We start from the raw sequence: 14,892 nt of genomic DNA on the forward strand, positions 1-14,892 counted from the left end.
TTATTTTGAGGCTACAATAACTGTGGAGTTAGGGCTTATATTCTGATAACCTTCAGTAATCAAGACATCCCCTTTTTCCAGGCCTTGTTCAACAACCACGCCATTACTAATTAATTTACCTAAAACAACTTCTCTATATATGGCTTTATCTTGTACATCTTTTAACCAGACAAAGTGTTTTCCGGAAGCATCCAGCTGAACCGATTTCAAAGGGACAATGATCAGTTCTCCGGTATTTTCAGTTGCTTCTTTATTAGACAGGTAAGCTTTGCATACCATTCCCGGCATAATGCTAAAATCTTTATTTATAATCTGTACCTTAATGTCATAAGTATGGGATACTGGATGTGCGGATATTCCTTTTTCTGCAATCTTTCCTTGAAATTCCCGATCATTCAGAGCCGATATTTTAACCGTACATATTTGCCCGAGACTTATGCCGGATATTTCCTTTTCAGGTATTGCAATCTTTATCTTTACTGTATTTATTGTTACGATATTATAAACAGGAGTTCCAGGTAGTACATTTGCTCCGGCATCGGAATACCGTTTTGCAATAACTCCCGAAAACGGAGCGTAAAGGTTGCAGTCTGAAAGACTTTTTCGGGCAATCCGTTCAGAAGATTGAGCCTGCTCTAGTGCTGTTTTGACCTCTATATATTTGATTTCCGGTAAACTGTTGTTTTCATGTAAAACCGTCAACCTGTTATAGGCATCCTGGGCTTGATTTAGGGTCGCTTTAGCGGCATCATACATACTTTGTAACGAAGTCGTGTTTAAACGGGCTAAAAGCTGCCCTTTTTGTACAGATTGTCCTTCTTGATAGTATATCTGCTCTATATTCCCGGCTGTCTGGAAACTTATATCCACTGCATTTTCACCTTCAACAGAGCCGATATATTCCTGTTTATAACTACTATTCTCTGAACTTATCTCCTGCACTTTTACAGGTATTTTGCGTTCTTCGCCTTTATCCTCTTTATTCGCTGAACAAGACACCGCTCCTATGAGTAGCAATCCATATAGACATTGTCTTAAAACCAGTTTTTTCATACCTTAAATATGTTCTTATTATTATATTAATTTCAATGGCAAAGTTCTGCTTATTCCAATGAAAAGTTTTTATCAAAATTTAGGAAAATATGTTCAAATTTTTGTATTTTATCCTATTAAGAATGGCTTCATTCATTGCCAATCAGAGAACTAAAACTGTTCTGAATTAATTTTATTCCAGATATCTATTTAATATTAAGCTGTTTAATTTTGATGTCTTTTGTTATACTCGCAAATACTTTTTCTTGCAGCAGTCCTGCCTTTTTGTATCAGTTCTTTTGCTTTGTAAAAATCAAAAGTTCCAGCTGAATTTATTGGAATATCGATTATGATATCCGGCTTATTTAATTCAATGGCATTATTCGCATTCTTTTGAAGCATCAAACTAACAACCCTATTAATAATTGATATATATCCCTGACTTTGTTCATTGCTTTTAGGGATAAAAGCAACAATCCTTTTTTTTATACTAATACTGATATTATATATATTCAAAAGCCTGCGAATATGAAAATCGTCATCCGGCTTATTCTCACCTATTTCTTGTTCATTTTTGATTGTTTCTTTTTCGAACCCATATAAATTTACGACAACAAGGATATCTCCTTCTGTTCGTCCTATTTGGTTGATAGGCAAAGGGTTCAAAACACCGCCATCAACTAAAATTCTATTTTCTTCATCGACTGAAGTTATGATGGTTGGTATAGCGATTGAAGCTCTTATAGCCTTATAAAGACTTCCGGTTGTAAATGCTATTTCTTTATTATTAGCGATATCGGTGGCCATTGCGACAAATGGTATGTTCAAATCTTCAATAAGTACATCCTGAATATTCTGTTCTATCTTCTTGAAAACTTTATTAGCCTTGAGTACACCACAAGTACTTACCGTGAAATCCATCAAATTAAAAACGTCCAGTCGATTTAATGTACACACCCAATTTGAGAAATCTTTTAACCTGCCCATCGCATGCATACCGCCAACAAAAGCTCCTATTGAAGATCCTGAAATAGATGTTATGGTATAACCATGCTTTTCTAATTCCTCAATTACACCAATATGAATTAATCCACGGGCTCCTCCGCTTGACAGGACCAATGCTACTTTTTTTTCCATCAAAAATTTATTGAAACAAATCTGACGTCTTTATTATTTACTTAATCTTTTGTCAAGTGTAAATTTCTCAGGATATTTCCCCTTAACATCTTTATACATATCATTAATATTCAACATAGTTTCATCAAAATTACCGATGTCTTCAACGACTCCTTTAACACCAATTTCTTTTTTTATATAATCCATATACCCAACAACAATTGGAACCTTTGCTTTGGTGGCCATATAATAAAAACCTTTTTTCCAGTGATCGGTTTTGGACAATTGTCCTTCAGGTGATATGAGTATATGTAATTCCGGACTATCGAGAAATAGTTCAACAATCTGATTGATATATTTACTGCTCCCATCAACCGGAATTGAGCCATAAGCCTGAAAAAAGTATTTTAACGGAAATCTGAAAAATTCTTTTTTTGATAAGAATTTGTAATGAACTCCTACACTCATCATATAAAGTTTTCCGAACAGACCATCATAATAGCTTGTGTGCGGAGCAAATATTAATACACTCTTTTTGAAATCAGGAAAGTCACCCATTATTTTCCATCCAAGGACATAAACTAAAACAAGCCTGGCAATTATTTTCATCTTATTTCTTTTTCTGTACTAGTTATATAAAATGATCTAACTTTTATTGGGTTTTCTGTATTCTCGAGGGCTTAACCCTGTCCTTTTTTTGAAAAAAAACCGGAAACAATTCGAATCCCGAAAGTTTAGTTTTCTTGAAATTGAGACAATTGTCGCATTGGTTTCGGTTAATAAAGACTTGGCCTGCTGTAATATAAGTTCATCCAGCCATTCGGATATGGATTTACCGCTGGTTTCTTTGATTATTTTTGACAGATAGACTGGAGAATAAGATAACTTTTCTGCATAAAATGAGGGCTCCCGTATTGGATAATATTGAATAAGTAACTTCCGGAAGCGAAAAAAAATAGCTTCATTTTCGGTAAGAGGAGTTGCAGATTCCTCATTTTTAATATATAAATCCTGGATTGTATATATCAAAGCATATAACATTTTTTTAGTCATCTCTATATGGTATGGATGATCTGTCTTCATATATGACTTAATTATAAAAGATCCGAATTCCAGTATATCAGAGGCTTCTTCTCTGTGAATCAAAAAAGATGGAATAGAGTTAAATTTTTCGATTCCTTCTACTTCTGAGAGAAATGCGTTAAGCACATCTCTGCTGAAAGTTACATGTAAAAATACGGTCAATAGATCCTGGCTCTTTTGAAGTACAGAAAGTTTTCTATCTGGTAGGACTATGCATATAGAATAAGGGTTAAGTATATACTGTTTCTTATCTATTTTTATTCGCAGATTACCGTTTATACATAGAATAAACAAAATACTTTTAGAAATTGAAGTTATCTTGTTTTCTATATTTTTATTTATATTTATAACTGCACTTTTTCTTATATCCGGAAAATCCAATATCTGAAAAATTTCGGATACAGGGTAGACACTTGCTCCTGTATTGGTTATAAACCCGGATTGAAGTTGTATTTGTGAAGTTGTATTTGCCATATTCAAATAAGTAGAATTTTATTAATAGTCATTCTTTATTTAATTGTCTGAAAAATTATGATTTGTCCATTCTCAGTATTTTTTTTATCCAACGGCTATTCATTTCAGCACGGCCTTCCATAAAAAGGTCAAAAACAAATATTTCTTTGACAGCTGCACTTTGCAAAGACAAACTACCCAATAAATAAGGGAAGACGCATAAACAAATAATATGGACAAATAAGTCATAAGGGGATCGTTCTTCCCGCAAATTTCTTAATACATCGTCTTCCATCATCTTTAAATATTGATTTAGTAATGATTCTCTGGAATTCGTATACTCTTGATATTGTGTAAAAAAGATAGAGGAAGGTAACTCACCACCTAAATGCTTGAGATAAAATTGGTTCACCTTTTCCGGATTATTCTCTATGTCATTAAGTATATACAGAGGTAGGTTACGGTTGCCTGAGAGTATTTTATCAGAAAAAGCGCATATGAGGTCTATTTTTTGCTCGAAATTTGTATTCGGATTATTGATTATATCCTTGACTCCTTCCAGCAGTTTTATTGCTGAATCTTTCATGACCGCCTCGAAAAGAGATTCCTTACTCCCAAAATATGTATTTATTACGGATTTATCAATATCAAGGGTTTGTGTAATATCGCCGATCCTTGTCATTTTCAACCCTTTCTGGTGAAAGACTTCACATGCAGTATCTATTATTTTATTTTTTATGTTAGCGCTATATTCCATGAGTTGATTTTTATATATACGAAATTTCCACATATATTTAGTAATATCTTTCATTGAATGAATTTACAAGTTCGACATAGGTTGTGTCTTCCCTGATCAGGAACTTAATTTTATGTTCTCTTGCCAGCCATCCTAATGCATAGAATATCATTGTATCTTTATAATTTGTCAATTCACCAAGCTCCCTGATGGAAAGTTGCCCCTTTTCTGATAATATATGCCATATTGCTCCGGCATTAATTCCAATATCATTTTTCAACATACGCTTGTAAATTTAATTATCCTTTAAATTTATTTGTTTTATAGTTGATGTCGATTGTATATTTATTAATTTCATACCTGATGCAAATGTCGGATATTTAGATATATAACTGATATTCGTTTTTTGTGCTTATATGTTCAAAATCTTGTTTTTTTTGAATATCTTCGTATTTTATTAAGAGATACATTCTGATTAATATGAATGAGATGAAATATGCAAAAATATCCCTGGAGGATATTGTATGTCAAAATTCAATACCGGGGATACAGAATTTTATCATATCAGAAGAAAAAATATATGTTAAGAACTCTTCTGTCAATTTTCAAAATTCGTTCTTCGATCTGAAATATCCGCATGTTTGCGAAGGGATTGGTTTTGCTATTTGTACAAAAGGAAAAGCAAGGGTCAGGATCAACCTTCGCGAATACCAATTAGAATCAAGCTCGATTATCGCATTGTTGCCTAATTACATTATCCAGATTTTAGAGCAGGATGAGAACCTGGAAATTGAGTTTCTATTTTTCTCGTTTGATTTTGTTTCCGATATCAAGATGATTACTGAAGTTGAGTTTATCGAGAAAGTACAACGGGCTACTTATTTGAGAATTGACGAAGAAACAGCTCTGGATCTTCTGGAATTTCATACTTTCATTGTAAGGCAGTATAAAAAAACAAATTATGATGAAGCAATTATGAAGAACCTGCTGGTTGCCTTGATAAATAAAGTTTTGCTTATTCATCATGAATCAGGAAAGGGAGAAAAAATGGAGTCTTTAGCACATAACGAGGAGGTATTTCAACGCTTTTTGGGGCTATTATTCAGGTATTATAAAAAAGAACGTACAATTAAATTCTATGCCGGGGAGTTATTCCTTACACCCAGTCATCTAACAAAAGTGATTAAAGAAGCGAGCCGGAAACCGGTTTCCCAGTGGATTGACGAGATGGTTATTATGTCTGCTAAAGCTATGCTCAAAAGTTCGGACATGACCGTGTCGCAAATAGCAGAAGAATTAAATTTTGCAAATCCCTCTTTTTTCGGTACATATTTTAAAAAAAGATCCGGTATTACTCCTTTACAATATAAAGAGAGCTAATGCATAACAATCGCTAAAGTATACATGTATTTTCAGGGACAAAGTATCGGGCTTTAATTGCTGACTATAAGTCTACAAATAAATACTGTATAATGAAAATTATTGTTATTTAATTACTATATCCAAATGTGCTAATAACCCTCTCAGCTCATTTTCTGAAAAAATAGTTTTTTTTATTTTATTTGTAGAAGGATTAATTGAGAAATTATATGAAGTAAAGAAGTCAGCTTTCTCCAAATTAGTTTCATGAAAAGAGGCGCCCATTAAATCACATTTGTCGAACACAGACAATGAGATGTCTGTGTTATCAAAATATGCCTCTTGAAGATTGCAATCAATGAATATTGTTTTTCTTATTTTTATAGCAACAAAGTTAGCATAATTCAGGAGTGACTTTTCAAAGAAAAAAGAACTTGAGTATTTGTTGATAGCTGTAAAATCAACGCCAGTCATTTTACATTCAATAAATTTCACATCACTAAGTGTATCGGAGAACTTTACAAGAGTAAAATTGCATTGTTTAAATTCACAATTATCAAATGAGGTACTATGAATAACTCTATTTGAAAAGTCACATGACACAAATACGCATTTATAATATTCTTCATCTAATTCTATTTCGTTAAAATTGATGTTCTCTATAATCTGCTTCTCCATTATACTACTTCGTTAATTGATACAAAGGTTCACTTATTTTCCGATATAAAGGTATATATTCTATTTTATCGATCTAAATTGAATAAATTTGACATATTTACCTATAGTGCATTTAGGTACTACGGGTAATATATTTTAAAAATGCCATGCAAAACCAAAAAGGAAGTCGATTTCGGCAAACCAGAAATGCTGAGATGCTTTATCTCTCTTATCATAAGTTGTACGGATACTTGGCATGTTGATATAACCTTCTTTACCTTCGCAGCGTAAGAAGAATAAATCCCACAACAACACATCGGCTCCGACTTTACCGTTCAACCCGAAACCGGCCAGATGAAATTTATCATGACGTTCCTGATCAAACAGTTTTACATTGGATTTGGGAAGTAAAAATCCCGCTCCGCCACCTACTAATCCGTTTATTTTCAGGATTCCGTTCTTGTAAAAATTATGATAATATTCAAATTCGGCATTGATATAGTTCAAACCATCAGTATGTTCGAATGTCAGGAAATCTTCAGCCAGGTTTATCTGCCCATCATGAATTCTGTCCTGAAATTCTTCAGGAACAGTTCCCGAAACCTTTACAGTCTGACCTTGATCCATCACATATTTCATGTGGTCTACCCCGATACTAATCGCCATATTGTCTTTAAAGAAATAACCGATACGGAAATTGGTCTGAGGTATCGTTATTCGATCTAGCTGCAAATAATTATGATAATTAACAGGACTCAGTTTATCATGTGCTACAGCTCTGTATAATTTAAAGTCATAATTATCTCCTGTGAAATGAATGGTCGAGTTTGTATAATGACTCCTGTTCCATCCCCAAAAAGCGAAGAATTTTCCCTTTTTATATGCAGGTTCAGTCTGAGCAAATAACGAAGATGCTGATGCAAGGATTAATACTAATAGTAATGTTTTTTTTATTTTATTTATTTTTTATTTAGTGAATACGAATTTTTAAGTTGTTGATATTTCGATTATTTATTTGTTTACATTCATCAGTATGAGTGATTTTATATTTGTAGCTAATAATATATATGATTTGGGATGCACTGAATGATATTACATCAATCTTCATGTTTATAAATTAACATCATTAAACTAGGTAAAACAATTAAAAGCATAGGCAATCCGACAATAAAACCACCTATAACAGAGATTGCCAAAGGCTGTTGCATTTGTGCTCCCAAGCCTATACCGATAGCCAAAGGCATTAATGCTAAAATAGCACTTATAGCGGTCATTAGTTTAGGGCGTATACGCAATGCAATGGCATAATTGACCGATTCAGTTACATCGCCACCGGCCTTTCTGTTCATATTATATTGATGTACAGTAAATATTGAGTTCTCGGCGATAATACCAACTATCATAATGATTCCTGTATAACTACTGACATTCAGTGGCACTCCGGTTATCCATATTGCAAGAATGCAACCACAAATACTAAATACAGAGACAAATAATACAGCGAGTGAAATAACCCATTTCCTGAATAGAAACATCAGTACAGCGAAAACGAGTAAAATAGCCAATCCCAAAATAGTCAATAACTCTTTGAATGACTGTTGTTGTTGGGAATAAGATCCTCCATATTCGATACTGTAACCTTGCGGCAAAGGCAGACCACTATTGAGCTTACTCTGTATTTCTGTCATAGCCGTTCCGAGATCACGTCCATTAAGTCGAGCAGTGAGTGTAATGGTACTTTTCAGATTTTCTCTTTTCTGTTCAATCTCACCTGGAACAACTTCTACTTTACAGAAAAAAGAAAGAGGTTTGGTACTACCATCAGGCAAGAATATCAGTTGCTTGAGAAGTAACTCAGAACTATTGACAGAAAAATCAGTGAACCGAAATAGAATCCGTCGCATTTGTTCACCATCTTGCACACTACCTATCTGCAAACCTCCTGTCATCGCAGCTTGTGCAGGGCTTGGCTCTATCACATTGGGATTCTCGCCCAAAGGGATTCCATCTGTATAGGCTGTCAATTGTTCTTGAAAATTAGTCATAGATATTCCATATTGTGACAGTAAGTTTTCGTCAGGCATAAATATGAGTGAGGGGCCGGCCGCCACTAATCCATTATTTATATCGGTTATCCCATCTATCTTCTGAATTATATTTTCAGCTTGTGCAGCCAAGTTTTGTAAAGTAGGGTAATCGTTTCCGAATATTTTTACTTCTATTGGCTGTGCTGTACTCATCAGATCGCCTAATAAATCCGATATTCGCTGCCCAAATCCGATAGTTACTACAGGGACAGCCTGGGAAATAGTGGTGCGTAAATCATCAATGACCTCCGGAGTTGTTTGCTTGTGATTTCGTTTCAGCTGTATAAGGTAATCACCAAAGTTACTCGGTGCTGTTTTAAAAGCCATTCCAACACCTGTTCTACGTAAGTAGGTCTCTATTTCGGGATGAGCCATAATAATTGTTTCCATCTGACGGCAAAGGCGGTCTGTCTCCTCTATACTTGTACCGGAAGGAGTATGATAATCTAAAACGATTGTTCCTTCATCCAAATCAGGGAGAAATCCTGATGTTAAATTTCTCGAAGCAGACCAGGCACCTATACCTACGATAAGTATGATAGCAATAGCTATGATTGGTTTTTTATATAACTGGGTTAACCAATGGACTTTTTCGGTAGCATCACCTTCATAATTCTCGGTTTTATCAGCTAAATTCTTAGGGCGCAATTTCTGATTATAACCTATAATCAGATGTAATACAGGTAATAATAACCAAGTGACAAGGAATGAAGCAACCAATGTTAATTGCATTGTATCGGATAATTCTTTAAAGAAACTTCCCGCCAAACCACTCATCAACCGAAATGGGAAATGAATGACAATGGTTGCCAAAGATGAAGCTATCATTGCAGGAAACAGATCTCGAATAGAATTTTTGACGACAGTAAACCGTGAATCCTTGGGGTTTTCTTCATGTCCCCTATATATTTGCTCAATAATAACAATGGCATCATCCAATATTAGCCCGATGGATGCGGCAATTGCTCCTAATGACATGATGTTAATCGTAATACCTGCCAGGTATAACAATAATACCGTAAACATCAGAGTAATAGGTATTGTTAGCATAACCACCATACTGGCTCGCCATGAACGAAGGAAGATAATCATAACGATCAATGCCAATATGAGCCCTTCTACGATGGTATGGATGGTGCTGCTAATACTGTCGCTGACAAATGCTCCTTGATTATAATAGGGTTTCAGTTCATATCCTTTAGGGAGGAGTTTTCGGATTTGTTCTGCTTTAATATCGGCATCTTGTGTAAATGTTAGTAAATTAATTCCTGGCTGTTTTACTAAGTCTATTTGCACAACTTCGTTTCCGTTTGCATTGATTTTCAGGAATTCGATTTGTTCCTCAATCCTGACTTCGGCAATATCCTGTAAACGGATTACCCTGTTTCCGTCATTTTTTATAACAACATTAGACAGTTCTTCCATGTTGTTTATCCGTGTATCGGTTATAGTTAGATAAAGGCGTTCATAATCTGCTATGTTCCCATTGCTTAATACAAAGTTTGTATTATTAAAAGCTGTAGTAAGGGTTGAAATAGTAATTCCTAACGAAGACATTTTTACTGCATCGGGAATAATCACATATTCTTTCGACTTACCACCCCTAACAACAACATTACTAATCCCTTGTACCTGAGAGAATATCGGGCGGACGAGAAGATTTCCCGCATCTCGCATTTTTACCGGGCTATGCGTCTTACTTTCCAGTGTGAAACCATAAACGGGGAATAATGACTGGTTCATTGCTTCGGTAGAAATAACTGTACCGGCTGGCAAATAGTTTTTTATTTCGTTAATACGGCTTTCCAATTGAGCTTTTGTCGCATAAACATCCGTTCCCCAACTAAAATATACATCGACAACGCAACTACCTCTACCAGTACTACTTTTTACTGTAGTTACTCCTTCTACTTTTTTCACGGCACTTTCCAGAGGTTTGGTAACAGTAATCATCATCCTGTCTACAGGTTGTTGGCCGGCATCGGCAATTATCGTGATCCGAGGAAAAGAGACTTCAGGAAAAAGGTTCGTTTGCATTGTGTGATAACAATACAATCCGACTAACAAAAGCAGTAAACCTACGTAAATAATAGGTTTACTATATTTTTCAAACATATTTTTATCTTTAGGCAGCTTCTCCATAATTTATTCTTTCACAATTTTCACCAATGTACTATCTTCCATTGCATATGCACCAGTCAGAACAATTCTGTCAGATTGCGATAATATGGGGGATACTATTTCTATATCATTAGTATTGCTATTCCCCGTTTTTACAGGAAGTTTAGTAGCAACACTGTCATTGATAAGTTTCATTACCCAAAAATTCTGCATCATCACATCACTCTGTACAGCACTTTTAGGAAGTATTTGCATCGTATGGTTCGAAGAACCTTTGTCAATCAATACTTTTACTATCAGCCCTTCCGGTAAGAATGGAGTTTTAGCACGGGCTACAATCTGCTGAGATTGAGAAGAAGTATTCATTGTAACCAATGGAGAACCAATAGCTGCCCTGACTTCCGTTTCATCGGGGAGAATAAGCGTACATCCTTTTCCCGGATTTACGTATTTTGTAAATTCGTACGGAACATTTATATTGAAAACAAAGCTGTTTTGATCCGCAATAGTGCATAACAGTGTACCTTCGGTTAAATACCCGCCTTCCTGTTGATTTACTACTGTAATAATTCCTGATGAACCTGCTTTGATGGTAATAACTCCGGCTGTAGAATCTTCAAGATTCAAAGCATTGCGCTCTTTGCTTTCCAATTGATACAGAGATTGTCCGGCTGTCACTTTACTTCCTTGCAATATATATACTTTAGTTATATACCCGGCAATAGGTGTACTTATGATACTCTTATTTTGATAACACGTTGTTGCCGTAAGTGTTATTACGTCTTTTATATTTCCTTGCTTAACCTGTGTTATTGTTACAGAAGTACGGGGAGTCTCAGTTATTATTGTGCTTTTCTGGGTACAACCTGTAATACAGATGAGCAGAAGAAAGATTGCTTTTTTCATATCTGTCAGTTTATATCTTTAATTTGTAATTACCAATTAGCATTATTATAAGTGTTGATAAGGAGTAACCTATTAGCATCCAGCAGATATTGATTTTCGACTGTTTGTGTCCTGCTCCGCAAAACTGTTATAAAATCTACCATAGATCGCTGTCCTTTGTTGATTTCTTGTTTATAATCGGATAAAATTTGGTTATATGTATCAACCTGCGTTATTAAAAGCTTTTTTCGAGCATCATAACTTTTCAGTTCGGTTAAGCATTGTTTTCTTTTCAGATCGTTCTGTAGAATGAAATTCTCACGATAAAATGATATTGTGCTAAGTTGAGCGTTGGTCTTATTACGAGTCAGTTTTCGTTGTTTACCATCAAATAGAGTCCAGGTGAAAGTTATACCGGCACTCATACCAAAATGCTTCGGAACAGATTTATTAAATTCTGAAAATCGGAGTCCGCCATCCACAAAAAAGTTTAGTTGAGGCTTGTATTGAATTTCCGAAACATTTTGAAGTGTCTTCAGATTAAGGCTGTCTAATCTATATTGTTCGAGAAAAAGGGAGTTGGACTGTATTGGTAATCTTAAATCAATGTTAATGTCGTCCAATATTACGATAGAAGTGTCTCTTATGCCACAAAGGATGTTCAGATCGAGTAGATCTTTTCGGTACGACTGTTTGTAAGTTTCCTGTAATTCTTTATTATTCTGAATTTCAACATGGAGAAGTTTAATGTCAGATTGTTTCATAATACCGACTTTTGCAAGTTTTTGCACAACATCCGTTTGTTGGTCGAGAAGTATTAATAAAGAATCTGAAAAAGCAATTTTTTTTTTGTTAAGTAAGCATAGTATATATTGGTCTGTAACCAATTTTTCCAAGTCATGTTCCTGCAGTCGTATATTGTTCTTACTTATTTCCTTGTCAACCTCTATCTGTTCTTCTGCCAGTTTGTAAGAGGCTCTTCCCAATAGAGGTTTAGACCATGTTATTCCGGCTTGCAGGCTTTGTCCTGTTTGCCCCAGATCGTAGCCATAATAATCTGTTGCTGTCGGATTATTCCATTTAAAGGCTGTTTTACCATTATCTTTGGCTATAATCGGCACAAATAAATAGTTTCCGGCCAAATCAAGCTTAGATTGAGTATAGAATGCTTTTAATCGTTGCAGTTCATAATCTGAAACAATCTGCTGATTCAGATAATCTTTAATCAAAGGACTATTTAATTTTGCTTCGCGAATGTAATATGCGAGTGAACTTTGATTTTCTGATTGGGGAAATACATTAATTGAAATAATTATAGACAAGAGAATCAACAATACATTCTTCATTGCATCTTTTTCCGTCAAAATTAAAGATGCTTTTTGTAGAAATTTTGAATCCTGCTTTTAACCCCATTCAGATAAAGATTACCGAGAATTGATGCATATTATCCCGGTATTCGTAGTCTATCTTCCATCCGTGTAGCTTACATATTTGATTCACAATGGATAATCCGAGCCAGTTACCTTTCTTTTCTTCGGATACACGGCTGAAACGCCGGAATATTTTATCCTTATTCAAGGGTTTTTTGTCGCCTGTATTACCTACCATAAATGTATTATTCTCAACACGGATAAAGATGGAACCACCCTCTATATTATGGCGAATTGCATTTACTATAAGATTGTTTACAAGGCTCTCCAGTAGCATTCTATTTGTCTTTACGACAAGTGAACCCGAAATAATTTCGATTGACAAGGAGATACCGTTATTCAGAGCCAATTCTTTTAAATAGGACAATTGTTTATCTAACAATTGAGAAAAATCGATGTTCTCGGTTTCTTTGAATTGCGAATTGTCCATCTTAGCCAATAACAATAAGTTCTTATTGAGCCGTGTCAAACGCGAAGATACATCGTAGAGCGACTGTATGACCTGCATCTGCGATTCGCTCAACGTAGAATCCTGCAACAGCAAATCGAGTTGCGATTGAAATACGGCTAATGGTGTTTGCAACTCATGCGAAGCATTTTCGGTAAATTCTTTCTGCTGATTATATACATCAATATTATTTTGCATGAGTTTGGTCAGGTTCGTGTTCAGCCTGACAAACTCGGTCGTATCTGTCTTGCCGAACGACGGGATTACACCTTTTTCGAGGCTGAAACTCTCTATCTTATCCAGGCTTGTATAAAACGGTTTCCACAGCCTGCGCGAAAGTATTTGTTGAATGCCGAATATAGCGATGAGCAGGATAAGAAAGAAAAGCCCATACTGAAAGGCAAGTGTATGCATTAAATCTCCATTCTCAATCATTGCTATGCGCGACACAAGGATATAAGGCTGCTCATCAATATTTACTTTTGTATATACAGTGCGGTAATCGACAGGGTGTCCTTCGGAGGCATTATAGAACGGTTTTTGAACAACCTTATCTAAAGGGAGTGAATCATCAAAAGCTATTATTTCCGAATCTTCATTAAACCCGTTCCAATATTCGATATCGGAGATGGAAAATGTTGGTAATTGGCTTATTTTGAAATCTGCTGCCCTATACTTGATCAAATCATCGAGATCTTCGGCATAATAATGCTTCATTATATAGAAAAACAAAGGCATACTGCATAGTAGCATAATTACAGTATATCCTAAGAAATTCAATAGGCTTTTACTTAATAAACTTTTCATTCTTCCCATTTATATCCTGTGGCATATATTGTTTTAATACTATTGACACAACCTGCATCACTCAGTTTCGATTTCAGGTTCTTTATATGAGCATATACAAAGTTATGACTGTCCAGCATATCTGCCATATCGCCCGACAAATGCTCGGCAATGGCGTTTTTAGAAACCACTTTGTTCTTATTGCCTATCAAAAATAACAATAAATCGTATTCTGACTTAGTTAATGCAATTTCTACCGTATTATTATATTTTACGGTCTTCGACAGTAGGTCTATAATTAAGCCGTTGGACGATACCGTATTGTTATGCGAAAAATGTTGCCTGCGCATCAATGCATATATCCGGATACTCAATTCGGGCAGAGGAAAGGGCTTTGCAAGGTAATCGTCAGCACCTGTTTTCAGTCCGGTTACTTTGTCATCAAGCGATCCGCGTGCTGAAATAATAATGATTCCACTCTCAATATTTCGCTCTTTTATTACTTCCAATATTTTCAACCCGTCTCCTCCCGGCAGATTCAGATCCAAAAGAATACAATCATAGGTGTATAACTCTATTTTTTCTACCGCTTCGGCAAAATTAAAAGCCTGTTCGCACAAGTAATTATCCGAAGACAGGTAGGTGACTATATTGTTCGATAATTCGCGTTCATCTTCTATCAGCAAAACTTTCATACAA

General features: G+C 35.2%; 14 protein-coding genes. 1 reads left to right on the forward strand and 13 read right to left on the reverse strand.

Translation table 11 applies throughout. The features are described 5' to 3' along the window. From PKC55_RS10015 to PKC55_RS10040, 6 genes are all read right to left on the reverse strand, one after another. The gene (locus tag PKC55_RS10015) at window positions 1–1,053 is read right to left on the reverse strand and encodes an efflux RND transporter periplasmic adaptor subunit (protein WP_291124773.1); all 1,053 of its coding nucleotides are present in this window, start codon (window positions 1,051–1,053) and stop codon (window positions 1–3) included. A gap of 204 nt (window positions 1,054–1,257) precedes the next feature. Beyond that, window positions 1,258–2,169, reverse strand: coding sequence for a patatin-like phospholipase family protein (locus PKC55_RS10020; protein ID WP_291124771.1), 912 nt, complete (start codon window positions 2,167–2,169; stop codon window positions 1,258–1,260). Between the two features lie 33 nt (window positions 2,170–2,202). Then, complete coding sequence (locus PKC55_RS10025; protein WP_291124768.1) at window positions 2,203–2,757, reverse strand: 1-acyl-sn-glycerol-3-phosphate acyltransferase; 555 nt, start codon at window positions 2,755–2,757, stop codon at window positions 2,203–2,205. A 36-nt stretch (window positions 2,758–2,793) separates the two neighbouring features. Beyond that, a complete protein-coding gene (locus PKC55_RS10030) occupies window positions 2,794–3,705 on the reverse strand; it encodes a helix-turn-helix domain-containing protein (protein WP_324372893.1) in 912 nt (303 codons plus the stop codon). A 55-nt stretch (window positions 3,706–3,760) separates the two neighbouring features. Continuing rightward, entirely contained in the window at window positions 3,761–4,441 is a 681-nt protein-coding gene (locus PKC55_RS10035) for a TetR/AcrR family transcriptional regulator (RefSeq protein WP_291124766.1), read from the reverse strand. A 37-nt stretch (window positions 4,442–4,478) separates the two neighbouring features. Further along, window positions 4,479–4,703 (reverse strand): winged helix-turn-helix domain-containing protein, encoded by a 225-nt coding sequence (locus PKC55_RS10040; protein ID WP_291124764.1) that lies wholly within the window; start codon window positions 4,701–4,703, stop codon window positions 4,479–4,481. A gap of 206 nt (window positions 4,704–4,909) precedes the next feature. Between PKC55_RS10040 and PKC55_RS10045 the strand changes: the two genes are divergently transcribed. Continuing rightward, on the forward strand, window positions 4,910–5,800 hold the full coding sequence (locus tag PKC55_RS10045) for a helix-turn-helix domain-containing protein (RefSeq protein WP_324372896.1): 891 nt from the start codon (window positions 4,910–4,912) through the stop codon (window positions 5,798–5,800). A gap of 105 nt (window positions 5,801–5,905) precedes the next feature. On the opposite strand, the gene PKC55_RS10050 is transcribed toward PKC55_RS10045, so the two are convergent. The 7 genes from PKC55_RS10050 to PKC55_RS10080 form a co-directional block, all read right to left on the reverse strand. Next, a complete protein-coding gene (locus PKC55_RS10050) occupies window positions 5,906–6,457 on the reverse strand; it encodes a pentapeptide repeat-containing protein (protein WP_291124760.1) in 552 nt (183 codons plus the stop codon). Window positions 6,458–6,592: 135 nt separating this feature from the next. Further along, complete coding sequence (locus PKC55_RS10055) at window positions 6,593–7,168, reverse strand: hypothetical protein (RefSeq protein WP_291124759.1); 576 nt, start codon at window positions 7,166–7,168, stop codon at window positions 6,593–6,595. Window positions 7,169–7,533: 365 nt separating this feature from the next. Continuing rightward, a complete protein-coding gene (locus PKC55_RS10060) occupies window positions 7,534–10,665 on the reverse strand; it encodes an efflux RND transporter permease subunit (protein WP_291124757.1) in 3,132 nt (1,043 codons plus the stop codon). 3 nt (window positions 10,666–10,668) lie between these two features. Beyond that, complete coding sequence (locus PKC55_RS10065; RefSeq protein WP_291124755.1) at window positions 10,669–11,550, reverse strand: efflux RND transporter periplasmic adaptor subunit; 882 nt, start codon at window positions 11,548–11,550, stop codon at window positions 10,669–10,671. A gap of 29 nt (window positions 11,551–11,579) precedes the next feature. Further along, window positions 11,580–12,893 (reverse strand): TolC family protein, encoded by a 1,314-nt coding sequence (locus PKC55_RS10070; RefSeq protein WP_291124753.1) that lies wholly within the window; start codon window positions 12,891–12,893, stop codon window positions 11,580–11,582. A gap of 49 nt (window positions 12,894–12,942) precedes the next feature. Next, complete coding sequence (locus PKC55_RS10075) at window positions 12,943–14,214, reverse strand: sensor histidine kinase (RefSeq protein ID WP_291124751.1); 1,272 nt, start codon at window positions 14,212–14,214, stop codon at window positions 12,943–12,945. Then, a complete protein-coding gene (locus PKC55_RS10080) occupies window positions 14,211–14,888 on the reverse strand; it encodes a response regulator transcription factor (RefSeq protein WP_291124749.1) in 678 nt (225 codons plus the stop codon). The genes PKC55_RS10075 and PKC55_RS10080 overlap by 4 nt, the downstream gene beginning before the upstream one ends. Window positions 14,889–14,892: the final 4 nt, after the last annotated feature.

The organism is Dysgonomonas sp. (assembly GCF_035323175.1).
Classification (GTDB): Bacteria; Bacteroidota; Bacteroidia; order Bacteroidales; family Dysgonomonadaceae; genus Dysgonomonas.